This window comes from Curtobacterium pusillum, from assembly GCF_007673235.1.
Classification (GTDB): Bacteria; Actinomycetota; Actinomycetes; order Actinomycetales; family Microbacteriaceae; genus Curtobacterium; species Curtobacterium pusillum_C.
Genome location: NZ_VDZH01000003.1, coordinates 304,071 through 326,295 on the forward strand (window position 1 = coordinate 304,071; position 22,225 = coordinate 326,295).

The 22,225-nt window shown below is 68.6% G+C and carries 21 protein-coding genes; 1 reads left to right on the forward strand and 20 read right to left on the reverse strand.

Annotated features, from left to right (window positions below):
* Positions 1–145: 145 nt before the first annotated feature.
* The 20 genes from FS532_RS09840 to FS532_RS09935 form a co-directional block, all read right to left on the reverse strand.
* Positions 146–412 (reverse strand): Rv0909 family putative TA system antitoxin, encoded by a 267-nt coding sequence (locus tag FS532_RS09840; RefSeq protein ID WP_144753343.1) that lies wholly within the window; start codon positions 410–412, stop codon positions 146–148.
* 193 nt (positions 413–605) lie between these two features.
* Positions 606–1,793, reverse strand: coding sequence for an elongation factor Tu (gene tuf / locus FS532_RS09845; protein ID WP_079237384.1), 1,188 nt, complete (start codon positions 1,791–1,793; stop codon positions 606–608).
* A gap of 147 nt (positions 1,794–1,940) precedes the next feature.
* The gene (gene fusA / locus FS532_RS09850) at positions 1,941–4,055 is read right to left on the reverse strand and encodes an elongation factor G (RefSeq protein ID WP_144753346.1); all 2,115 of its coding nucleotides are present in this window, start codon (positions 4,053–4,055) and stop codon (positions 1,941–1,943) included.
* An 89-nt stretch (positions 4,056–4,144) separates the two neighbouring features.
* Positions 4,145–4,615 carry a 30S ribosomal protein S7 gene (rpsG, locus tag FS532_RS09855; protein ID WP_071299505.1) on the reverse strand — a complete coding sequence of 157 codons (471 nt, stop codon included), beginning with the start codon at positions 4,613–4,615 and terminating at the stop codon, positions 4,145–4,147.
* Between the two features lie 4 nt (positions 4,616–4,619).
* A complete protein-coding gene (rpsL, locus tag FS532_RS09860) occupies positions 4,620–4,988 on the reverse strand; it encodes a 30S ribosomal protein S12 (RefSeq protein WP_071292552.1) in 369 nt (122 codons plus the stop codon).
* A gap of 475 nt (positions 4,989–5,463) precedes the next feature.
* Positions 5,464–6,600, reverse strand: coding sequence for a hypothetical protein (locus tag FS532_RS09865; RefSeq protein ID WP_144753349.1), 1,137 nt, complete (start codon positions 6,598–6,600; stop codon positions 5,464–5,466).
* 34 nt (positions 6,601–6,634) lie between these two features.
* Positions 6,635–7,090: a DUF6121 family protein gene (locus tag FS532_RS09870; RefSeq protein WP_144753352.1), complete on the reverse strand. Its 456-nt coding sequence runs from the start codon at positions 7,088–7,090 to the stop codon at positions 6,635–6,637.
* 24 nt (positions 7,091–7,114) lie between these two features.
* Positions 7,115–7,678 (reverse strand): CBU_0592 family membrane protein, encoded by a 564-nt coding sequence (locus tag FS532_RS09875; RefSeq protein ID WP_144753355.1) that lies wholly within the window; start codon positions 7,676–7,678, stop codon positions 7,115–7,117.
* A gap of 176 nt (positions 7,679–7,854) precedes the next feature.
* A complete protein-coding gene (locus FS532_RS18680; protein WP_186321981.1) occupies positions 7,855–8,661 on the reverse strand; it encodes a type 4a pilus biogenesis protein PilO in 807 nt (268 codons plus the stop codon).
* Positions 8,658–9,407 (reverse strand): hypothetical protein, encoded by a 750-nt coding sequence (locus FS532_RS09885; protein ID WP_144753358.1) that lies wholly within the window; start codon positions 9,405–9,407, stop codon positions 8,658–8,660. Before FS532_RS09885 ends, FS532_RS18680 begins: the two co-directional genes overlap by 4 nt.
* Positions 9,404–10,459 (reverse strand): type IV pilus assembly protein PilM, encoded by a 1,056-nt coding sequence (gene pilM, locus FS532_RS09890; RefSeq protein WP_144753361.1) that lies wholly within the window; start codon positions 10,457–10,459, stop codon positions 9,404–9,406. The genes FS532_RS09885 and pilM overlap by 4 nt, the downstream gene beginning before the upstream one ends.
* Before the next feature lie 23 nt (positions 10,460–10,482).
* Positions 10,483–11,322 (reverse strand): prepilin peptidase, encoded by an 840-nt coding sequence (locus tag FS532_RS09895; RefSeq protein ID WP_144753364.1) that lies wholly within the window; start codon positions 11,320–11,322, stop codon positions 10,483–10,485.
* Positions 11,319–13,109: a hypothetical protein gene (locus FS532_RS09900; RefSeq protein ID WP_144753367.1), complete on the reverse strand. Its 1,791-nt coding sequence runs from the start codon at positions 13,107–13,109 to the stop codon at positions 11,319–11,321. The genes FS532_RS09895 and FS532_RS09900 overlap by 4 nt, the downstream gene beginning before the upstream one ends.
* Positions 13,106–13,798: a PulJ/GspJ family protein gene (locus tag FS532_RS18685; protein WP_186321982.1), complete on the reverse strand. Its 693-nt coding sequence runs from the start codon at positions 13,796–13,798 to the stop codon at positions 13,106–13,108. The genes FS532_RS09900 and FS532_RS18685 overlap by 4 nt, the downstream gene beginning before the upstream one ends.
* Entirely contained in the window at positions 13,795–15,216 is a 1,422-nt protein-coding gene (locus FS532_RS09910; protein ID WP_144753370.1) for a type IV pilus modification PilV family protein, read from the reverse strand. Before FS532_RS09910 ends, FS532_RS18685 begins: the two co-directional genes overlap by 4 nt.
* 53 nt (positions 15,217–15,269) lie before the next feature.
* Positions 15,270–15,752 carry a type II secretion system protein gene (locus tag FS532_RS19135; protein ID WP_313957234.1) on the reverse strand — a complete coding sequence of 161 codons (483 nt, stop codon included), beginning with the start codon at positions 15,750–15,752 and terminating at the stop codon, positions 15,270–15,272.
* A gap of 186 nt (positions 15,753–15,938) precedes the next feature.
* Positions 15,939–17,162 (reverse strand): type II secretion system F family protein, encoded by a 1,224-nt coding sequence (locus FS532_RS09920; RefSeq protein ID WP_144753373.1) that lies wholly within the window; start codon positions 17,160–17,162, stop codon positions 15,939–15,941.
* A complete protein-coding gene (locus FS532_RS09925) occupies positions 17,162–18,793 on the reverse strand; it encodes a type IV pilus twitching motility protein PilT (protein WP_144753376.1) in 1,632 nt (543 codons plus the stop codon). Before FS532_RS09925 ends, FS532_RS09920 begins: the two co-directional genes overlap by 1 nt.
* A 16-nt stretch (positions 18,794–18,809) precedes the next feature.
* Positions 18,810–20,480 carry a GspE/PulE family protein gene (locus tag FS532_RS09930; RefSeq protein ID WP_079237399.1) on the reverse strand — a complete coding sequence of 557 codons (1,671 nt, stop codon included), beginning with the start codon at positions 20,478–20,480 and terminating at the stop codon, positions 18,810–18,812.
* Positions 20,481–20,652: 172 nt separating this feature from the next.
* Positions 20,653–21,687 (reverse strand): GNAT family N-acetyltransferase, encoded by a 1,035-nt coding sequence (locus FS532_RS09935; RefSeq protein ID WP_144753379.1) that lies wholly within the window; start codon positions 21,685–21,687, stop codon positions 20,653–20,655.
* 63 nt (positions 21,688–21,750) lie between these two features.
* Between FS532_RS09935 and FS532_RS09940 the strand changes: the two genes are divergently transcribed.
* A complete protein-coding gene (locus tag FS532_RS09940; RefSeq protein ID WP_144753382.1) occupies positions 21,751–22,149 on the forward strand; it encodes a VOC family protein in 399 nt (132 codons plus the stop codon).
* The last annotated feature ends 76 nt before the right edge of the window (positions 22,150–22,225 follow it).

Sequence of the window (22,225 nt, forward strand, 5' to 3'; positions counted from 1 at the left end):
GCGGGAAACCGCCGCTGCACCCAGTGTGGGGTACACGGGTGCCCCCCTTTGCGCGGACGACCCCCGAGCGGGCGACAACGGGCCGCCCTCGCACGACTGCGCCCGCCCGGCTCGGTGCCGGACGGGCGCAGTCGGAGCGAAGCGCTCAGGCCGGGTCGCTGCCGTTGTTCCCGATCTTGTCGTCGAGGTTCCGCGCGGTGTTGTCGATCTGCTCGTCGAACTTGCCGCCGGTGACCTTCTTGATGCCGTCCGCGAGGCCGTGGATGATCTTGTCCGAGACCTCTTCGGCCTTGTCGCTCTTGACGGCCTCTTCGATCTTGTCGCGGTTCTCGTCGACGAAGGCCTTCGCCTTGTCGGTCACTTCCTGCGCCTTGGCGGACACGTTCTTCTGGATGTCGTCGAAGCCGGCCATGCTGCCTCCCTGTCCGGCCGGGCGAACCGGCCACTCGATGGCCGGACCTCCCGACCGCTTGGCCCACATCGTGCCCCCGGTCGTGCCCGTTGTCCGCGAAACGCAGGCGAACTGTGAGCAAACGACGACTCCGGGGGACACAAAAGCGGGGCCGGACCCGAAGGCCCGACCCCGCTTCAGCAGGTAACCGGAGTTACTTGGTGATCTCCTCGACCGTACCGGCGCCGACCGTACGACCACCCTCACGGATGGCGAAACGGAGGCCCGGCTCCATGGCGATCGGCTGGATGAGCTCGACGGTCATGGAGACGGTGTCGCCGGGCATGACCATCTCGGTGCCCTCGGGCAGCGTGATGACGCCGGTGACGTCCGTGGTGCGGAAGTAGAACTGCGGGCGGTAGTTCGCGTAGAACGGGTTGTGACGCCCACCCTCGTCCTTGGTCAGGATGTACGCGTTCGCCTTGAAGTCCGTGTGCGGCGTGACCGAACCGGGCTTGACGACGACCTGGCCGCGCTCCACGTCCTCGCGCTTGAGGCCACGGATGAGCAGACCGGTGTTGTCACCAGCCTCGGCCTTGTCGAGCAGCTTGCGGAACATCTCGATGCCCGTGACCGTGGTCTTCTGCGTCGGGCGGATGCCGACGATCTCGACCTCGGAGTTGAGGTCGAGCGTGCCACGCTCGACGCGACCGGTGACGACGGTGCCACGACCGGTGATCGTGAAGACGTCCTCGATCGGCATGAGGAACGGCTGGTCGGTGGCGCGCACCGGGTCCGGGACGTTCTCGTCGACGGCGGCCATCAGGTCCTGGACGGACTTGACCCACTTCTCGTCGCCCTCGAGCGCCTTGAGCGCCGAGACCTGCACGACGGGGGCGTCCTCGTCGAACTCCTGCGAGCCGAGGAGCTCACGGACCTCGAGCTCGACGAGCTCCAGGATCTCCTCGTCGTCCACCATGTCGGACTTGTTCAGCGCGACGACGATGTAGGGGACGCCGACCTGGCGGGCGAGCAGCACGTGCTCACGCGTCTGGGGCATCGGGCCGTCGGTGGCGGCGACCACGAGGATCGCGCCGTCCATCTGCGCCGCACCCGTGATCATGTTCTTCACGTAGTCAGCGTGACCGGGGGCGTCGACGTGCGCGTAGTGACGCTTCTCGGTCTGGTACTCCACGTGGGAGATGTTGATCGTGATACCGCGGTCGCGCTCCTCGGGAGCGCTGTCGATCTGCGCGAAGTCACGGGCCTCGTTGAGGTCCGGGTACTGGTCGTGCAGAACCTTGGTGATCGCCGCCGTGAGCGTCGTCTTGCCGTGGTCGACGTGACCGATGGTTCCGATGTTGACGTGCGGCTTGGTGCGCTCGAACTTGGCCTTGGCCACTGGGGTCCTCCTCAGGACTCGGAAGCGACACCCCCGGCCGGCCCTGGATGGGCTCGGGACCGTTGGTGCGCGGTGTGTGTCTTTACTTTACTTGGTGGCGAGGGGCCCGTCGCCAGGCGCCCCCGCCTGTGGAGAAGCGCTGGAGCGCTACTCCCCCGCGTTCTTCGCGATGATCTCCTCGGCGACCTTGGCCGGGACCTGGCTGTAGGTCTCGAAGGTCATCGAGTAGACGGCACGACCAGAGGTCTTCGACCGGAGGTCGCCGACGTAGCCGAACATCTCGGACAGCGGCACGCTCGCGCGGACCACCTTGACGCCGGAAGCGTCCTCCATCGAGGCGATCTGGCCACGACGGGAGTTGAGGTCACCGATGACGTCGCCCATGTACTCCTCGGGAGTACGGACCTCGACGGCCATGATCGGCTCGAGGATGGCGGGGCCGGCCTTGCGGGCGGCTTCCTTGTAGGCGATGGAACCGGCGATCTTGAACGCCATCTCGGACGAGTCGACGTCGTGCGCCGCGCCGTCCTTGAGGATGGCCTTCACGCCCACGGTCGGGTACCCGGCGAGGATGCCGACCTGCATGGCGTCCTGGATACCGGCGTCGACCGACGGGATGTACTCGCGCGGGACGCGGCCACCCGTGACGGCGTTCTCGAACTCGTAGACCTTCTCGGCCGTGACCTCCATCGGCTCGAGCGCGATCTGCACCTTCGCGAACTGACCGGATCCACCGGTCTGCTTCTTGTGGGTGTAGTCGTAGCGCTCGACGACCTTGGTCAGCGTCTCGCGGTAGGCCACCTGCGGCTTGCCGACGGACGCCTCGACCTTGAACTCGCGCTTCATGCGGTCGACGAGGATGTCGAGGTGGAGCTCGCCCATGCCCTTGATCGTCGTCTGACCGGTCTCGGCGTTGAGCTCGACGCGGAACGTCGGGTCCTCTTCGGCGAGCTTCTGGATGGCCGTGGAGAGCTTCTCCTGGTCGGCCTTCGTGTTCGGCTCGATGGCGACCTCGATGACCGGCTCCGGGAACGTCATCGACTCGAGGACGACCTGGTTCTGCGGGTCGCAGAGGGTGTCACCGGTGGTGGTGTCCTTGAGGCCGATGACCGCGTAGATGTGGCCGGCGGTCACGTTGTCGACCGGGTTCTCCTTGTTGGAGTGCATCTGGAAGATCTTGCCGATGCGCTCCTTCTTGCCCTTGGTCGAGTTGATGACCTGCGCACCGGACTCGATCGAGCCGGAGTACACGCGGACGTAGGTGAGGCGACCGAAGAACGGGTGCACCGCGACCTTGAACGCGAGCGCGGAGAACGGCTCGGAGGCATCCGGCTTGCGGATGATCTCCTTCTCCTCGTCCTTGACGTCGTGGCCGATCATCGGCGGCACGTCGAGCGGGGACGGGAGGTAGTCGATGACCGCGTCGAGCATGGGCTGCACACCGCGGTTCTTGAAGGCCGAACCGCAGAGGACGGGGTAGACCTCGGAGGAGATCGTGAGCTTGCGGATCGCGCCCTTGATCTCGTCCTTGGTCAGCTCCTCGCCACCGAAGTACTTCTCGAGCAGGGCGTCGTCGGTCTCGGCGACGCGCTCGATCAGCTTGGCGCGGTACTCCTCGGCACGGGCCTGGAGGTCGGCGGGGATCTCCTGGACCTCGTACTGGGCGCCCATGGTGACATCACCCTTGGCGTCGCCGGGCCAGACCTTGGCGTGCATCTCGATCAGGTCGATGATGCCGACGAAGTCGTTCTCGGCGCCGATCGGGAGCTGGAGCACGAGCGGCTCCGCACCGAGGCGGTTGATGATCGTGTCGACGGTGAAGTAGAAGTCAGCGCCGAGCTTGTCCATCTTGTTGACGAAGCAGATGCGCGGGACGTTGTACTTGTCCGCCTGACGCCACACGGTCTCGGACTGGGGCTCGACGCCCTCCTTGCCGTCGAAGACGGCGACCGCACCGTCGAGGACGCGGAGCGAACGCTCCACCTCGACCGTGAAGTCCACGTGACCGGGGGTGTCGATGATGTTGATCTGGTTGTTGTCCCAGAAGCAGGTCGTCGCGGCCGACGTGATCGTGATGCCGCGCTCCTGCTCCTGCGCCATCCAGTCCATCGTCGCGGCGCCGTCGTGGACCTCACCGATCTTGTGCGTGATGCCCGTGTAGAACAGGATGCGCTCGGTCGTCGTGGTCTTGCCGGCATCGATGTGCGCCATGATGCCGATGTTGCGGACCTTGTTCAGGTCGGTGAGCACGTCCTGTGCCACAGGGTTCCTCCGGAAGAGTTGTAGGAGAGGTTGGCGGCCGTCCGGGGCGCCAGCGGTTCATGACCACCGGCGCCCGGACGGTGCCGGGACTACCAGCGGTAGTGGGCGAAGGCCTTGTTCGACTCGGCCATCTTGTGGGTGTCCTCACGGCGCTTGACCGCGGCACCGAGACCGTTCGACGCGTCGAGGATCTCGTTCATGAGACGCTCGGTCATCGTCTTCTCGCGACGGGCCTTGGCGTACGAGGTGAGCCAGCGGAGCGCGAGGGTGTTCGCGCGGTGCGGCTTGACCTCGACCGGCACCTGGTAGGTCGAGCCACCGACGCGGCGGCTGCGGACCTCGAGGGTCGGACGGACGTTGTCGAGCGCCTTCTTGAGCGTGACGACCGCGTCCTGCTGGTTCTTGGCGGAAACGCCTTCGAGTGCGTCGTAGACGATGCGCTCGGCGAGGCCCTTCTTGCCGTCCAGCAGGATCTTGTTCACCAGCTGGGAGACGATCGGAGCGCCGTAGACCGGGTCTGCGACGACGGGACGCTTGGGGGCGGGACCCTTACGAGGCATTGGCTCAACCCTTCTTCGCGCCGTAGCGGCTACGCGCCTGCTTACGGTTCTTCACGGCCTGCGTGTCGAGCGCGCCGCGGATGATCTTGTAGCGGACACCGGGGAGGTCCTTCACACGACCGCCGCGCACGAGCACCATCGAGTGCTCCTGGAGGTTGTGGCCCTCACCGGGGATGTAGGCCGTGACCTCGGTACCGTTCGAGAGCTTCACACGAGCGACCTTGCGCAGTGCCGAGTTCGGCTTCTTGGGGGTGGTGGTGTAGACGCGGGTGCACACACCACGCTGCTGGGGGTTCGCCTTCAGGGCGGGCGCCTTGGTCTTGGTGACCTTCGGCGAACGACCCTTGCGAACGAGCTGCTGAATAGTAGGCAACTGTTCTCCTGGTCCTGCTCGTGTTCTCTGGCCGACGCGGTCCGCCGGCTTCCTCGTCCCACGCTGATTGCCGCCTGACGGCGGACGACGATGGGGGACGGAGTCCGGTCGACCGTTGGTCGAGCCGGATTTTTCGGGCGCGCACGAGGGCGCACACCCGGAAGAGCCTACCCGCGTAACCTCGCGAAATCAATCCGGGCGCGTCGCCCTGGAGGCCCGTCCGGACCGCCGTGGGCGAACACGCCTGAACGGGGTGGTCGCGCTGTGCGCGGGGCGCGACGCCGACGCGCGCCGGCACGTCGTCGTGCGGGGGCGGTGGGGCCGGACCGCGTCCGGCGTTCGCCGGTGTGGCGGGCGCACGCCGCGCCTCGGGGCCGGGCGGTGGAGCCGTGCCGGCCCCGACGCGAGCCGACGTTGCGGGCGCGCGCCGTGCCTCCAGGCCGGACCGCCGACCAGGCGTCGGACGCGAGACGGGTCAGGAACCGGTGTCGGAGGAGCCGTTGCCGATGGCAGACCGGAACGTCGCGCCGGCGTCGGTGAAGCCCGTGATGTAGCCGCTCGCGTTGACGTTCATCGGACCGGCCGAGGCCGTCCCCACGCCACCGGCGCCGGAGATGTCCGCGGTGAAGGTCGCCCGGCCGTACGTCGTCGTCGTGACGAGCCAGCCGTTCGACAGCCACCCGCCGACCGACACCGCCGGACGGGTGTCGAGCGTCCACTTCTGGTTCGTGTACGTGTAGGCGGAGTCCTCGCCGTAGGCGTAGAAGCTGCAGCCCTTCGGTGCCGCGTCCGTCGAGGCGATGCAGCCGTCGACCCAGGCGTCCACGGCGGCCTTCGCGGACTGCTCCCCCGCCGCCGTGAGCTTCGTCGTCATCGACACCGGCGACGACGCCGTCCCGCCGAAGCCCGACACCGTCGCCGTCGTCGCGTCGGCCGAGTACCACTTGCCGCCGTCGACCGCGACGTCGTACGTGCCGGGGAGCGCCGTCAGGGTCGCCGTGCCGTCCTTCGACGTGGTGACGCCCTGCCCGCCGACCAGCACCTTCGCGCCGGCCGGACCACGGAGGCTCACGTCGACCGCACCGAGCTTCGGGGCCTCGAGCTCCCAGACCGGGAACACGCCCCAGTCGGTGCCCGTCTTGTCGAGCGTGAACGTCGACGAGACGTCGCGGCCGCCCTGCCGCAGGTAGGCGGTCACCGTCGCGGTGTCGCCGTCGTCGCGGGTGGCGGCGATCCGGTAGCCGGTGACGCGACCCTTCGCCTTGGCGTACGCGGCATCCGTCAGGAGCACGTCGTCCTTGTCGTGGTCGATGCCCGCGGTCTTCAGGGCGTCCTCGACCTTGCCGGCCGAGAGGTCGTCGAGGAACGCGCGCACCGGGCGGTCCGCGGAGTGCGTCGACGTCCCGACGGAGTAGCCGACCACGCCGGCGACCGCCAGGAGCACGACCGCGGCGCCACCGGCGATGATGCCGATGAGCGGACCGCGCCCGAGCTTCCGTCGCGGTCTCGCGGGTACGGGGGGCTCCGTCTGCAAGGGCGCCCCGTGCTCGCCGCTGATGTCGTCGACGTTCGGGACGGAACCCCATCCGTCGGCCTGCTGCTGGTCGGTCATCGGTCCCCCGTCGTCCTGTGGTGCTGCTGGGATCCTACCGTCGGGCACCGTCATCGCCGGTCGTCGTGACCCGCTCCGCACGCGACTGGTGGCGGGACGCCGCGATCCCCCCGACGACGCTGAGGAGCGCCACGACCACCGAGCCGACCACGAACGGGCCGAGCGCGTAGCCCGCGGGGAACACCACCAGCTCGGTGAGGTCGCCGCGGACCAGGGCGTACCCGACCGCTCCGACGCCGAGCATCACGAGGTAGACCGTCGCGGCGGCGACGAGCCCGGTGACGCCGGGGTTGCCCTCTCGAGCACCGACCGCGGTCGCGAGGAAGACGACGACCGCGCCGGCCAGCACCATCGCGGGACCGAGGTACGGGGTGGCGTCGGGCTGGGAGATGACCTCGACGTCGGCGAGCAGCGCCTCGAACCCCGTCACCGCGATCACGAGCGCGATGAAGAGGATCGACGTCATCGTCGCGATCAACCACCGGGACATGCGGTGATCGTATCGCTGGGAGGGTCAGGCGTGGGAGGCGTCTGCGGTGTGCGGCTGCTGTTCCTGGGCTGCCGCGACGAGTGCCAGGGCGATGGTCGCGGTGATCACCGGGATCGACTCGGTCATCGGGGCGGCGGCGGTGGGTGCGTTGGTTGCCGTGGGTGCGGTGGGTGCGTCCGTCGTCACCGTCGACGCCGTCGGTTCGACCTGGAGGCGCGGGGCGGCGTCCGCCGTGTCGGGCACCTCCGGCTCGTGGTCACGCAGCGCCGGACCGATGACCGGCAGGACCGCCGTGGTCGCCGCCGGCTCGGTGTGCAGCACAGGGATCTCGGCCGTCGCCGGAGCTCCTCGCTTCGCAGCACGCCGGGCCTTCGCCATCTTCACCAGGACGACCACGGCGACGATCGCCCAGATGCCGTTCACGATGGTCGACGGGACCGCGTGGTGGGCCGCGACGTTGATCGCGACGGCGAGCCCGCCGACGAGGTTGAAGAGTTGGTAGACCGGCCCGTTCGGGAGCTTGCCCATCGAGAACAGCAGGTAACCAGCAAGGACGGTTACGGCTCCGAACCAGCCGAGGAATTCCACGATTCCAGCCAACACGCGCGACTCCGGGCACGACGAGGAACGGCCATTTCGAGCGGCCGTTCGAGAGGGGGATGAGCAGCCGCGAGTGCGGTGTCAGGAGCATCGTAAGCACACCGACAGGCGTCGCGGAAGAGGGTGCGGCGTGGCGCGTCACACCCCGTTCGGGAGGGGTGTCGTCAGCCCTTCGACGCGGTGGTCGAGGAGGCGTCGGCTGCAGCCCCGGAGCCGCTCTCCGACTTCTGCGAGGACTGGGCCGACGCCGCGTCCGAGAGCACGTAGATGAAGCCGGACAGCGTCCAGGTCGTCGCTCCGGAGCCAGCCGGAGTGTCGGTCGTGGAGCCGTCGGCCGCGGAGCCGTCCGTCGTCTCGGCACGCGTCGACTTGATGTCGTTCACGAGGAAGAGCCGCTCACCGTTCTGCACCCCCGAGGTGAAGGCGAGCGCCTGTTCGAACGACCCGGTGACGTCGATGCTGATCGCGATGGTCGAGAAGTTGGACGCGGTGATCTGCGCGTCGGTCACCGGAGCCGTCACGGCGGGGGTCGACGGCGTCGCAGTGGTGGTGGGTGACGGGGTCGCCGCGGCCGAGGGGCTCGCGGCGTCCGTCGGCGTGGTCGCCGGCGTCTCCGCGACCGGGGGCGTGTACGCGGCTGCCCACGAGGTCGTGATCCCGCTGACGGTCACCCCGGTGGAGGCAGCCACCCCGTCGACCTCCTTGTAGAAGGCCGAGGTGTCCGCGGAGGACGGCACCGAGCGCTCGAGCGCTGCGGCCTCGCGCCGCATCGCCGGGAGCTTCGCCGACTGTGCAGCGAGCCGCGCGAGCTCGGCGCGGTAGGTGTCGTTCGTCGAGTCGATCGACTGCTGCTGCTCGCGGTTCGACGCAGCCGAGGCGAGCTGGGGCTGGACGCCGAGGAAGAAACCGCCGACGAGCACGACGGCGCCGATCGCCAGGGCGATCACGAGGTGCAACCGGTTCTTGGTCATTTCGTCTTCTCCGCGTACTTGCCGTCGAACGCCTCGTCGTTGATGTGCAGCGTCATGTCGACCGTGTAGTGCCCTGTGTCCGAGTTGAGGGTGACTGCGTTGGCGTTCGCGTCGACGAAGCCGGTGAGCCCGTGGACCCTGTCGAGCCAGTCCGGGATCGACGGGAGGGTCGGGCTGTCCGCCTCGACGGTGAGCGTCGCGACGCGCTCGCCCTGCAGCGGGGTGGTCGGCTGCTCGTAGCTCTCCAGGGGAGATGCCGAGTCCACCGTGACGCCGACGATGCTCACACCAGCCGGGAGCGATGCCTGCACCTTCTTCAGGTAGTCACTCCAGTCGATCTCCGGTGCCCCGCCGACGGCCTGACCGGCTTCGGCGAGGGCGGTCCGCGATTCGACCTTCCGCACCTCCGAGTACTGCCCCTGTTGCTGCAGCAGCGACGTACCCTCGTCCTGCGCCGCGCGGAGCTGCGCCGCCGACGAGACGTTGTCCATCGTGGAGATCCCGACGCCGAGTGCGACGACGGCAGCGACGACGACCACGCCGAGCCACGCTCGACGCACGGTGGCACGCTGCCGTCGGTGGACGAGGACCTCGGGCGGGAGGAGGTCAGCGCGCGGGACGCCCCCGATGACGAGGAGGGTCTTGCCCGTCGCCTTCGGAGCGCGGGGAGCATCGGAGGCGTTCCGCGCCCGCTTCGCCTTGCCGGTGCGGGAGCCGGTCACCGGCTTCGACAGGGTCTCGGTCATGCTGCTCGTCCTCCTGCTGCGAGGCCCCACGCCACTGCGAGCGAGGTACCACGTTGTTCGACGACGGAGGCGTCCACACCGCGTGCACGAGGGACGCCCGCGAAGGCGTCGCCGTGGACGACGTCCGCGTCGGTCGAGTCGGCGAGCGCCTCCCGGAAGCCGACGAGGTCGCCTCCCGCGCCGGCGAGGACGATCCGCCCCACCGGCCGACCGTCGTTCTTCGTGTTCGCGAAGTAGTTCAGGGTGTTCCGGACACTGGCGACGAGCTCGTGCGCGGCCTCGCGGATGACCGCCGCGGCCCGCTGGTCGTCGGGCGTCTGCGCCCGCGCACCCATGCCGATGTACCGCTTCACGGCCTCGGCCTGCTCGACGGGGATCTCGAGTCGCACCGCGATCTGCTTCGTCATCTCGTCCCCGCCCGTCGGGATGATGCGGACGAACTGCGGCACGCCGTCCACGCTGATGACGACGGTGCTGGTGTTGCCGCCGACCTCGACGAGGGCGACGGTCCCCGCGGCGGAGCCGATGGGCGTGAGCACACGACTGAGCGCGAACGGGATGAGGTCGACGCTCACGGGGTTGAGCCCGGCGAGCTGCGCGGCCCGGACGTTCGCCAGCACGGCGTCCTTGACGGCCGCCACGAGGAGCCCGTGCACGACCGGACCGGCCTCGCTGAAGCCCTCACCCGTGGGGTAGAAGTCGAGGATCGCGTCACCGACGGGGACCGGGAGCAGGTCCTGCACCTGGAACGGGAGCGATTCGCGGATCTGGGCCAGGGGTGCCTTCGGCACGGTCAGGTCGCGCGACAGCACGCGCTGGTTGCCCATGCCGAGGGCGACGTCCCTGGACTTGAACTTGCCGACGGACCACAGCTGCCGCAGGACCCCCGCGATCGTGTTCGTCTCGAGGACCTCTCCGCGCTGGGTCGACCCCTCAGGCAGGGGCACCTCGGCGATGCGCTCGATCGACGCGACGCCCTTCCGGGAGCGGGCGACCTCGACGGCGCGGATGGACACGCTGCCGATGTCGATGCCGACGACGTTGCTCGTCATGGTGATCGCTTCCTCCGGGCGGTTCAGGTGAGGCCGATGAGGCCGGTGTAGGCGTCCCACAACGGGCCGCCGCAGAGGATGCCGAGCCAGGCTCCGGCGAGCATCCACGGTCCGAACGGGATCCCGCTCCCCCGCTTGGCGCGGCGAGCGGCGAGGAGACCGATGGCGAAGATAGCTCCGAGCGCGAACCCGCCGAAAGCTCCCACTGCGAGGGGTCCCCATCCGAGGTACGCGAGGACGAGGCCGAGCACGCCGGCCAGCTTCACGTCGCCCATCCCCATCCCGCCGGGGACCGCGACGGCGAGGGCGAAGTACACGGCGAGGAGCACGAGCATGCCGATGCCGGCGCGCACGAGCGCCCACCAGTCCCCGGATGCAGCAGACGTGGCCGTGAGGAGCACGGCGAGCACCGCGTACGCGGGGAGCACGATCTTGTCCGGCAGGCGGTGGGTGTCGACGTCGATGAGCGCGAGCGAGACGGTGATCGCCATCAGGTACAGGAGCACGACGAGCATGCCGATGGTCGGGACGAGCGTCGTCCCGCTACCGGCGGCGCGTGCGAGGACCATGCCGGCGACCACCGAGAAGAGCGCAGCGGTGGCTGCTTCGACGAGGGGGTACCGCGCGGAGATCCGGTTGCCGCAGTCACGGCACGCTCCGCGGAGGACGAGCCAGGACAGCACCGGGACGTTGTCGAACCCTCGGATCTCGTGCCCGCACTGCGGGCAGGAACTCGCCGGCCGAACCACCGAGAGCCCCGCCGGGACCCGGTACACCACGACGTTGAGGAACGAGCCGATCAGGAGGCCGAAGACGCCGGCGAGGCCGACGACGACCACCGCGAGCTGCTGGAGCGCGCTCATACGCAGACACCTGCCTTCTTCACGCAGTCACCTGACGTCGCGTACGCCGGCGAGACCTCCGCCATCGTCGTCACGCCGTAGGTGGTGGTCACGGGGTTGAGGAAGCTCGGTGGAGCGGAGTGCTTGAGGCGCGCGTCGTACGCGTACGCCTTGATGTAGCCGTTCGCCCCCGATCGCACGACGCCACGGAACTTCTGCGCGATCGCCCCGTAGACCGTCAGCGTCCCGCGGTCCCCGCCGTAGCCGTAGTTCTGCACCTGGAAGGTGTGCGCGGCGGAGATGATGGCGGCGTCGATCTCTCGGTCCGTGTCACCGAGGATCGACGAGTAGCACGTGCTGTTGTAGCCACAGGAGACCGCCTTCACCGGGTTCCAGACCATGACGGCGTTCGTGGCGGTGAGCCCGAGCATGTCCGATCCTCGGTCCGCGTAGGTCATGTCGCCCGTGACGTAGAGGTAGTTCTCGGCAGCCACGGTCACCTGGCCGTCGAGGACGCCGTGCACGAAGGCGTCTCCGGATCGCGTGCCGTAGCTGCACGGCGAGGTGCTCAGCTGGGCCTCACCGGTCCGCGGGTAGCCGACACCGTTCCCGGTGTTGCAGGAGTCCGCCAGCTTCGCCGTCGTCGTCGCGTTCGCGTCGCCCGACTGCGGCACGTTCTGCACGTAGACGAGGTTGTTGGCGGGGACCGGGACGGTGGCCCCCGCGGCCGAGCCGAGTTGTCCCGCTCCGGTGCCGGGGAGACCGCAGGCGGTCGGGGTCTGTCCCTTCGTCGGGTCCGTCGCATCGGTCTGCGTCTTGATCGACCGCGGCGACTTGACCGTCATGGTCCCGTCGGCGTTGAACGTGATGTCCGTCGGACCGGTGTACAGGCAGCCGGGGCTGCGGGTCGCCGTCACGGTGGTGTTGTACTGCGTCGCGGCCTTCTGCTGCGCGTTCGTCGACGGCATGCCGATCGTGGACGTGAAGGCGGGCTGCGTGACGCCTGCCGGGAACTTCTGCCCCGTGCAGCTCGACCCGTTCGAGTCGATCTTGCTGTAGCGCAGTCCGGACGTCGGGTTCGAGGTCGTGATCTGGCTGGTGAACGTCGCCTGGCAGATGCGCATCGTGTCGTTCGAGTGCGCCGGACCGTCGATGGTGTCGCCACCGCTGAACGCGATCTCGCCGCACACGTTGCGCGAGGTCGACGTCGGCCGTCCCTCCCACGCGTGCTTGACACAGGTGGCGGTGTCCACGTTCGTCATCACCGGGTCCTGGATCTCGTAGTCGGTGAAGTAGAGGAAGTCGATGAAGCCCTGCTGGCGGATGCTGGCGACGACGGAGCGCACGGATGATCCGACCTTGCCGGTGGCGCGGATCCGGATGACCCCCGTGTCGTAGTACTTCGAGGAGTCGACCTCGTACCGGTAGAACGACTTGCCGTCGCCGCCGGGCACGGTGGCCCACGTACCGGTCGTCCCGGTGCCGAACGCGGTGTTCGCGGCGCCACCGGTGGGGAGCGTGAGTCCTGTGCTCGTCGACGAGAACGGCGCCGCCGGGTTGCCGTACTGGGTGTACCCGGTGTCGTTCGACAGACGCGCCTCGTAGTCCTGCACGCCCGCGTACGCAGCGCTCAGGGCGGCGTTCCAGTCGGAGTCGGTGGAGGACTTCTTGATGCCCGCGACGGCGACCGACGTCGCGGTCGCGATCATGAACACCACGACGGTCCCGAAGATCACGGCGATGGCCAGGGCCATGCCCCGATCGTCCCGCAGGGCGTCGAGGTGGAAGAGGCGGCGGAGCCGGATCATGTCGAGTCTCCCGACGGCTGGAGGAGGTTCGGCAGCCCGACGGTGTTCTGCAGGGTGATGCCGTTCTTGAGGGTGCTCGCCGTGGACGAGAAGCGGAGGGTGACCTGGACGAAGGCGATCTGGCCGACCTGGTCCGCGGTCAGCAGGCCGGCTGCGTTCGGCGTCAGCACGGTCTTCCCGACGTCGAGGTACTGGAAGATCGGCGTGGCAGTGGTCGCGGGGACCTCGATCGACGACGCGATCGTCGAGGTCGACCCGGCGCCCGAGAAGGTGTAGTACGCGTTGTCGGTCGTGGATCCGGCGACGATCTTCTCGGTGAGCACTCCGGCAGCACTCACCGAGAACGTGACCTGCTGCGGCACGGAGTCGCGGCCGGTCGACACGAGGGTCGTGAACTGCACCCCAGACGTCCCGGCGGAGATGAACGCCGGCGAGTCACTCGCGCCGACCCGCGGGTTGTCCGCGGCAGCGCGGACCTGACGCACGATCTCGTTCATCGCGTTGGAGGCGTTCCGACTGTTCTGGTCGCGCGCCGCGGCGAACGTGGTCGCCCGGGTGATCGAGTAGAACGTACCGCCGACGATGGCGAGGAGCACCGCGAACAGACCCATCGCCACGAGCAACTCGATGAGCGTCAGACCGTCTTCACGGCGCTCACCACGGATGACCGACCTGATGCGTTCGATCACGGCGCCACCCTCGGGTCCAGGGTCACCGAACCGGAGTTCAGGATCACCCCGATCAGCCCCTTCGCCGTCACGTTCACCGCGGCTGAGCTCGAGTTCTTCTGGCTGGTGACCGACCACGTGCCGTAGGGGAGCGCGAGCGTGATGTCGGTGGTCCCCGACGTCCCGGTGGCGGTGCGCGCGAACGAGTAGCTCTGGGTGACCTTGCACCCCGGGTCGCCGCCCGTGGCAGCGGCCGTCCTCGCGGTCAGGATCGTGTCGGATTTGTTGATCGTCACGGTCACGAGGCCCATCGCGACGTTGGCGGTGAGCTGGTCCTTCGACACCGGGGGCGTCGGCGTCTTGCCGATCCGACCGTCGCTCGCCTTCGGCCACATCGTGGGATCGGTCGACAGGCAGCTGTTCGGGTTCGTGGTCGTGTCGGCGTTGGTGGCGTTCGAGTCGTAGACGCCCGGGTACACGACGTAGCCGGAACCGATGGGGCTGAGGTACTGCGTCGCACTCGTGCCGGTCGCCTTGTAGGTGCCGTAGGTGCTGACGAACGAGGTCACGAGGTTCGTGGGCAGGAGCGCGCCGGAGCCGTTGCTCGCGTAGTTCATCGACACCGCGATGGCGGGGTCGTAGTTGAACGAGGCTCCGCTCGACTGTCCGGCCTTGACCACGACGGTCTTCGTCGGGGTGGCCGTCTGCTCCTGGTCGCGGTACTGACCCGACGGGGGGCCGAGCGTCACCGTGTAGGTACCGGGGGTGACCTTGATGGCCACGGTGCAGCCGTCCTGGTTCGTGACGTCGGGCTGGGTCGAGAGCGTCTTCGCGGTGTTCGATGCAACGGACGTCGACGGCGCGATCGTGGCGTTGACGCCGCCGACACCACCGCTGCCGGTGATCGACTGCACCTGCACGAGGATCGTGCCGAGCGTCGGGTCGTTGATCTTGGTGGAGGGGGAGAACACGGTCTCCTGCGTGACCGGCGCCGCGGACCCCATGCCGGGCCACGTCACCTTGATGTGCACGTTGAGGAAGAGGAGCTGCGCGGTCGTCCCGCTCGCAGCGGCCGAGCAGCGGTTCGTCGTGCCGTCGGTGTACTGCCAGTCGAGGGTCCGCTTGACGGTGTACTTCCGCCCGTCGACCGTCGGCTGGTCCGTGCTGCCGGCCATGCCGGTGATGTTGTTCTGGGCTTCGATGCGGGCCGTGTCGATGGCTCCGGCAGCGAGGTTCGTCGCTGTGCTTCGGGCCGAATTGTCCGAAGTGACGCGCATAACTGAAGCGACCCCGACAAGCGCGCCGGCGATGATGATGCCGAACACGGTGATGGCGACGATCACTTCGACGAGCGTGAAACCGTCGTCCCGACGGCTGACTCGGGACACGGCGAGCTTGAGCATGCCCACGGTCGACCGTTCCTCTCTCTGCCAGGTCATCGGGATCGACGAGAGGGCCCGGCATCCCGAGCCCTCTCGCTGGTGCGATCAGATCAGCACTTGCCTGCCTTGACACCCGCGGTCTGCGTCGCGAAGAACGTCTTCGTCGTCGAGCTGGTGCCCTGGACACAGAACCCGGTGGTGCCAACCTTCTTGTAGGTCAGTCCGTTCTCGGCGTCGCTCCAGGTCGCGCCAGCGTCCGCCCAGGTCTGCCCGGCGACCGCTCCGACCTTGGAAGCCGCCGCAACGTCCGCGGTGGACTTCAGATCGGCGTCGTCCGGAAGGGTGCCGCTGTTCTGCGTCTGGATGGAGACGATCGCGGTCTTGAAGTTCGAGACGTCGTTCTGCACGCCCGAGTCCTTCGCGTTGTTCTGCACACCCAGGTACACCGGGATGGCGATCGCGGCGAGGATGCCGATGATGATCACGACGACGAGGAGCTCGATGAGCGTGAAGCCCTTCTCGGAGTCCTTGACGAGTTCGTTGCGGCGAGCGTTCAGCTTGCCCATGAGCGCGAAGTACATGACTTCTTCCATTCTTTCGGGAATGTGATTGGAAATGGTGATGGGGCTGTGCTCTGCCGCCGTCGACAAGCGTATTGACGGCACTTTCTGGGCATAATCCCGAGAACGGGGGGCAACGGGCAAGAAAATGCCCCCAGTAACGGGGGCATTCTCGACCAAACCACCCCCGAGCGCGGGACAGTGTTCTCGGCCGCGAGTTCAGTGGATCAGCGACGTGATCTTGAAGATCGGCAGGTACAGCGCGACGATCATGCCGCCCACGACGACGCCGAGGAACGCGATGAGCAGGGGCTCGATGAGTGAGGTCAGCGCTTCCGTGGTCGATTCGACCTCGTTGTCGTAGAACTCGGCGATCTTCTCGAGCATCACTTCGAGTGATCCGGCGTCTTCGCCGACGGCGACCATTTGCGAGACCATTTCCGGGAAGACTTTCTCCGCCGCCAACGGAACCGCGATCGACTCACCTTTTCGCACCGATTCCGCGACTCGCTCGAGAGCGCGTTGCACGACGAAGTTGTTCGACACTTCTCCGACGATCTGCAATGCCTGCAGAATGGGCACGCCGGCACCGATCATGTTCGAGAAGTTCCGCGCGAACCGCGCGATGACGATCTTCCGACTCAATTCGCCGAACACCGGCAGGCGGAGTCGGATCGGGTCGACGAACCCGCGGACACGGTCAGTGTTCTTGTTCGCGCGCCACCAGAACCAGCCGAACGCGATCGCGACGAGCAGGATCGGACCGACCCAGACCATCGCGTGCGACGCGTAGACGAGCAGCATCGTCGGCAACGGCAGCTGGCCGCCGAGCGACGAGAACATCTTCTGGAAGATCGGGACGATGAACACGAGCATGACGACGACGGCCACGAGGGACATGACGAGCACGACGACCGGGTAGGTCATCGCCGACTTGATCGTCGACCGGAGCTTGTGCTCCTTCTCGAAGTTCGTCGCGATGGAGTCCATCGCCTGGTCCAGGAAGCCGCCGGTCTCCCCGGCCCGGATCATGTTGATCATGATCGGCGGGAAGTCGACCGGGTACTTCGCGACGGCGTCGGAGAACGAGACACCCCGCTCGACGTCGTCCCGGACCTTGCCGAGGATCTCCTTGAGCTTCTTGTTGTCGGTCTGGTCCGCCAGGATCGACAGCGCGCGGAGGAGCGAGAGCCCGGACGACAGCATGGTCGAGGCCTGTCGCGACATGATCGCCAGGTCCTTGAGCCCCACGCCCTTCTCGAACCCGGGGATCTTGATCTCGGTCTGCAGGCCCGTGCCGGCCTTCGCCTCGGTGATGGCGATCGGCGAGACCCCCATCCCCCGGAGTCGCTGGACGACGGCACCCTCGGAGGACGCGTCGAGCCGACCCTTGACGAGCTTGCCGGCGCCGTCGCGCCCCCGGTAGTCGTAGGCGAGCGACATCAGTGGCCTCCTGAGTACTTGTCGCCGAAGTCGATCTCGGACGCGGCGATCGCGGCTGCGGAGGAGTCGGACGGGGACTCGACGCGCTGCACGAGCCGGTCGAAGCCCTCGAGGTCGTGCACCTTCTCGAGCGCGGCCTTCCGCGTGATGGTGCCGACGTTGACGAGTTCGGCGAGGTCCTGGTCCATCGTGTGCATGCCCATGTCACGCCCGGCCTGCATGGCGGAGGTGATCTGGTAGGTCTTGCCCTCGCGCACGAGGTTCCCGATGGCCGGGGTGGTCTTCATGATCTCGGTGGCGACGACGCGCCCGGAGCCGTTGGCCTTCGGCACGAGCGTCTGGCAGACGACGCCTTCGAGCGTGGAGGCGAGCTGGGTCCGGATCTGGCCCTGCTGGTGCGGCGGGAAGACGTCGATGACGCGGTCGATGGTGCCGGGTGCGCTCTGCGTGTGGAGCGTGGCGAACACGAGGTGGCCGGTCTCGGCGGCGGTGAGCGCGACGGAGATGGTCTCGAGGTCGCGGAGCTCGCCGATGAGGATGACGTCGGGGTCCTGTCGGAGCACGTGCTTGAGAGCGGCGGCGAAGGAGTGTGTGTCCGCACCGACCTCGCGCTGGTTGATGATCGCCTTCTTGTGGTCGTGCATGAACTCGATCGGGTCCTCGACCGTCACGATGTGGTCGGCACGGGTCTCGTTCACGAGGTCGATGAGCGCGGCGAGGGTGGTCGACTTGCCCGAACCGGTCGGCCCGGTGACGAGCACGAGCCCACGCGGCAGCTTGGCGAACTCCCCCACGTACTCGGGGATGCCGAGCTGCTTGAGGGTCTTGATCTTCGTGGGGATGATGCGGAACGCCGCACCCCAGTTGCCGCGCTGCTGGTAGTAGTTCACGCGGAAGCGGTACTCGGGCGACAGCGAGTACGCGAAGTCGAGCTCCTGCTCGTGGTCGAACTGGCCGGCCTGCTCGACGGAGAGCAGCGTCTTGAGGGCTGCGATCACCTTGTTGCGTGCCCACGGACCGCCGGGGACGGCGGGACGGAGCGACCCGTCGACGCGCACGGTGGGTGCTGCGTCGGCGGTGAGGTGGAGGTCGGAGGCGCCCTGGTAGACCACCTGCGCGAGCGCGGTGATGAGGTCGGGGTCGGCGACCTCGCGCGCGTGACGGGTGAAGTTGATCTCGGCCTGCCCGTCGGGTGCGGGCGCGTAGGTGGTGGGGGTGACGGTCTGGAGGCGCGTGGTCGGCTCCGCGGGCACGACCGGCAGGTGCTGGGTCACGGCGTCGGCGTACCCGTAGGACGCGGTCGACGGCGGGACGGCTGCGGGTGGCGTCGCGGGAGCCGCGTGCGGCTGCGCCACCGGCACGGCGACGGGGTCGCCGGCCGGTGCCGGCCAGGACGCGACCGCACCGGTCTGCGCCGGCCACACGGCGGTGTCACTGGACAGGTCGTGGACGGGGACCGACGGGGCGGGGGCGACCCGTGCCTCCAGGTCGGGTGAGGTCGGCTGCTGCGCAGCGGCTGCCGCGAGTCGCGCGGCACGACGGCCACCGACCTCGGTACCGGGGCGCCCTGGGTGCCAGCCGGCGACGGGTTCGTCCCCGGGCACGGAGATGTCGTAGACGGAGTCAGTCATCGTTCCACTCCCACGCCTACGCGACCACGCGCAGGATCTCGTCGATGCTCGTCATGCCGAGCTTGACCTTCTCCCACCCGTCCTGGCGGAGGGTGAGCATGCCCTGCGCCTGGGCGACGCGGCTGATCTCGGCGCTGGACGCACGGGAGACGGCGAGGCGCTCGATCTCCTCGGTCACGGTCATGACCTCGTGCAGGGCGATGCGGCCGCGGTACCCGGTGTTCGAGCAGACCGCACAGCCGACGGGGCCGAAGAACTCCGGGACGGCGGAGTCCTCGGTGTCGATGAAGCCGAGCGCGGCGAGCTGCGCGGGCGTGTACTGCGCCGGGGCCTTGCAGCGGTCGCAGAGCCTGCGGGCGAGACGCTGTGCCACGACGGAGTCGAGCGCGGACCCGACGAGGAACGGCTCGATGTCCATCTCCGTCAGACGCGTGATCGCCGAGGGGGCGTCGTTCGTGTGCAGGGTCGAGAGCACCAGGTGGCCGGTGAGGGAGGCCTCGATCGCGATCTGCGCGGTCTCGTGGTCGCGGATCTCACCGAGGAGCACGACGTCGGGGTCGGAGCGCAGGATCGAACGCAGGGCGGACGCGAAGGTCAGACCGGCCTTCGGGTTGACCTGCACCTGGTTGATGCCGGCCATCCGGTACTCGACCGGGTCCTCGACCGTGATGACGTTGATCTCCGGGCGGGCGACCGCGTTGAGGGTCGTGTACAGCGTCGTCGACTTGCCGGACCCGGTCGGGCCGGTGACGAGGATCATCCCGTACGGCTTCGAGTAGGAGCGCTGGTACGCCTGGAAGTTCTGCTCGAGCAGGTTGAGGTCCTTCAGGGACATCGACGTGTTCGTGTTGTCGAGGATCCGCATGACGACCTTCTCGCCCCAGACGGTGGGGAGGGTCGCGACGCGGAGGTCGATCTGCCGACCGCCGTGGCGCACCGACATGCGGCCGTCCTGCGGCTTCCGGCGCTCCGCGATGTCGATGTCGCTCATGATCTTCAGGCGGCTGATGACGCCGTTCTGGATGTTCTTCGGCGCCGGGGCCATCTCGTGCAGCACGCCGTCGATGCGGTAGCGGACGCGGACCTCGTGCTCGCCGGGCTCGATGTGGATGTCCGACGCGTGGTCCTGGATCGCCTGCGAGACGAGCAGGTTCACGAAGCGCACGATCGGGACGTCGTCGAGCGCACCGTCGGTCAGGTCGACCTGCTGCTGCGCCTGGGCCGACGCCTCTTCTTCGAGCGAGGAGGTCAGGTCGTTCAGCTCGTCGTCGGCGCGGAGGTAGCGGTCGAGCGCGGCGGCGAGGTCGCGCTCGTCGACCTGCAACGGCTTCACCGGACGACCGGAGGCGGTGCGAGCGTCGTCGATCGCCAGGACGTTGGTCGGGTTCACCATCGCGAGGACGAGGGTCTCGCCCTCGAACCCGACGCCGAGTACGCCGTGCCGCCGGCAGAGCGCCGCGGGCAGCATCGACACGGCGGTGCCGTCCACCGGGTAGTCGGTGAGCGGGACGGTCTTGGAGTTGTTCGACGCGGCGCGGGCGGTGATGTACTGCGCCTCGCTCACCAGCCCCTGGTCGACCAGCGACCGGATCGAGCGGTCGTCGATCTCCTCGTCGCCGGTCATCGAGTCGAGGTGCTCGATCGGCAGGGCTCCGTTGAGGATGAGGATCTCGGACAGTGTGGCCATGTGCCTCCGAGCCTCCTTCGGGTCGCACGCTGGACGTGGGGACGAGCGCCGCAGGGGTTCGACGCCCGACCACGCTACGTCCGCGCCGAACGGCCACCGCAGTCCCACAACGAGGGGGCGACGGGGTGTTCCGTGGCCCCAGTGCAGGGGTACCCGCGGGTATCGACCCTCGTCAGAGGGGCGTCGACGCGGTGACGTGCACCTCGCCCGCGACGAAGCCGAGGCGCTCGTAGATGCGACCAGCACCGCTGGGGTTCTCGGCGTCGACGTGCAGCACCGCGGCGGACAGGCCATCCGCCCGGATCGCCCGCAGCGAGGCGTCGAGCACGAGGGGCGCGAGTCCCCGTCCCCGGGCGGCTCGGACCACACCGACCCAGTGCACGTACCCGTACGAGCGACCGCGGGCAGCGAAGCCGTCCGGGTCCACCTCGACGATCGCGAACGCCACGATCGCGCCGTCGGCGTCGAGCACCACGCGCGACAGGTCGAGCCGGCTCTTGCTCGCGGTGAGGAAGCCGTGCCAGTCGGACGCGACCATCGGCTGCGACCCCCAGTGGTCGCGGAAGGAGTCGTTCTTGGCGTGCCGCAGCGGCTCGATGTCGTCCGGGGTCGCCGCCCGGACGACGTGGCCGTCCGGCAGCGCCGGCACGTCCGGGACGTCACCCTCGCGCTCGCCCTCGCCGAAGACCAGCTGCATGTCGATCCAGTTCCGGGTCGGTTCGAACCCGGACCGCGCCGCGAGCCGGAGCGCCCCGGCACCCTGCGGGGCACCGACCTCGATCGTGGCGGGCAGGTCGACGTCGAGCACCGCCAACCGCTGGCGAGCGCGGCCGACCTGCCACGCGAGCACCCGTCGGCCGATCCCCCGGCCGCGGAACCCGGGGTGCACCGTGCCGTCGAGCACCGCGCGTGCCGCGGTGACCCGGGAGGGGACGTCGATGACGATGCCGTAGGCCTGCACATGCCCATCAGCATCGACGCCGACGAGGGTGTCCCGGGCGACGTCGAGCCCTTCCGTGGACAGCGTCCGCTCGAAGTCGGCTGTGGAGGGACGCGCGTGCGGGTCGTCCACCGCCGCGGCCGCCACCGCGAGCGCGTGCACCGCGGCGAGGTCGTCCCGTGAGCCGGCCCGGAACGTCAGCCCGCCGACCGGCACCGGGAACTCGAGGTGGGCAGGGGCCGTGATCCGTTCGCGCAGCGTCGCCATGCCACCAGCCTGCCAGGGCAGAAACTGCTCGACGCGCACGCCCACCGCGGGACATGATGAGTCATGGACATCACGAGCGTGACCGTGGGGCTGCCCGTCACCGACATCGAGGCGTCCTGCCTCTGGTACGGCGCCGTGTTCGAACGCGCCGAACCGGACCTCGAGCCCGACGACGGCATCGCCGAGTACGAGGTCGGCGGCATCTGGATCCAGCTCTACGAGGACGAGAACGCCGAGGAGAACCCGGTCAGCGTCCGCTTCGGCGTCGACGACGTCGCCGCGCAGCACGCCCGGATCGGCGCGCTCGGGATCGACGTCGGTCCCGTCGAGTGCGTCGACGGCGCGGTCGACTGGTTCGACGTCCGCGACCCGGACGGCAACGTCCTGAGCCTGTTCTCGCTGGTCGACGAAACGGGTCGCGGCTCCGGCGGTCGCGACAGCGACGCCGGGCGCAGCATCTAGACGTGCCCGCCCACGGACGGGAGGCGCGGTGTCGGCTGGCACCGTGCCTCCCGTCCGTCCGTGCGTTCTGCGCTGC

Bases quoted from the DNA above. Each gene is read 5' to 3' on its own strand.
- FS532_RS09840 (WP_144753343.1), bottom strand. From the start codon at position 412: ATGGCCGGCTTCGACGACATCCAGAAGAACGTGTCCGCCAAGGCGCAG.
- rpsG (WP_071299505.1), bottom strand. From the start codon at position 4,615: ATGCCTCGTAAGGGTCCCGCCCCCAAGCGTCCCGTCGTCGCAGACCCG.
- FS532_RS09865 (WP_144753349.1), bottom strand. From the start codon at position 6,600: ATGACCGACCAGCAGCAGGCCGACGGATGGGGTTCCGTCCCGAACGTC.
- FS532_RS09870 (WP_144753352.1), bottom strand. From the start codon at position 7,090: ATGTCCCGGTGGTTGATCGCGACGATGACGTCGATCCTCTTCATCGCG.
- FS532_RS18680 (WP_186321981.1), bottom strand. From the start codon at position 8,661: ATGACCAAGAACCGGTTGCACCTCGTGATCGCCCTGGCGATCGGCGCC.
- FS532_RS09885 (WP_144753358.1), bottom strand. From the start codon at position 9,407: ATGACCGAGACCCTGTCGAAGCCGGTGACCGGCTCCCGCACCGGCAAG.
- pilM (WP_144753361.1), bottom strand. From the start codon at position 10,459: ATGACGAGCAACGTCGTCGGCATCGACATCGGCAGCGTGTCCATCCGC.
- FS532_RS09895 (WP_144753364.1), bottom strand. From the start codon at position 11,322: ATGAGCGCGCTCCAGCAGCTCGCGGTGGTCGTCGTCGGCCTCGCCGGC.
- FS532_RS09900 (WP_144753367.1), bottom strand. From the start codon at position 13,109: ATGATCCGGCTCCGCCGCCTCTTCCACCTCGACGCCCTGCGGGACGAT.
- FS532_RS09910 (WP_144753370.1), bottom strand. From the start codon at position 15,216: ATGACCTGGCAGAGAGAGGAACGGTCGACCGTGGGCATGCTCAAGCTC.
- FS532_RS19135 (WP_313957234.1), bottom strand. From the start codon at position 15,752: ATGGAAGAAGTCATGTACTTCGCGCTCATGGGCAAGCTGAACGCTCGC.
- FS532_RS09920 (WP_144753373.1), bottom strand. From the start codon at position 17,162: ATGTCGCTCGCCTACGACTACCGGGGGCGCGACGGCGCCGGCAAGCTC.
- FS532_RS09925 (WP_144753376.1), bottom strand. From the start codon at position 18,793: ATGACTGACTCCGTCTACGACATCTCCGTGCCCGGGGACGAACCCGTC.
- FS532_RS09930 (WP_079237399.1), bottom strand. From the start codon at position 20,480: ATGGCCACACTGTCCGAGATCCTCATCCTCAACGGAGCCCTGCCGATC.
- FS532_RS09935 (WP_144753379.1), bottom strand. From the start codon at position 21,687: ATGGCGACGCTGCGCGAACGGATCACGGCCCCTGCCCACCTCGAGTTC.
- FS532_RS09940 (WP_144753382.1), top strand. From the start codon at position 21,751: ATGGACATCACGAGCGTGACCGTGGGGCTGCCCGTCACCGACATCGAG.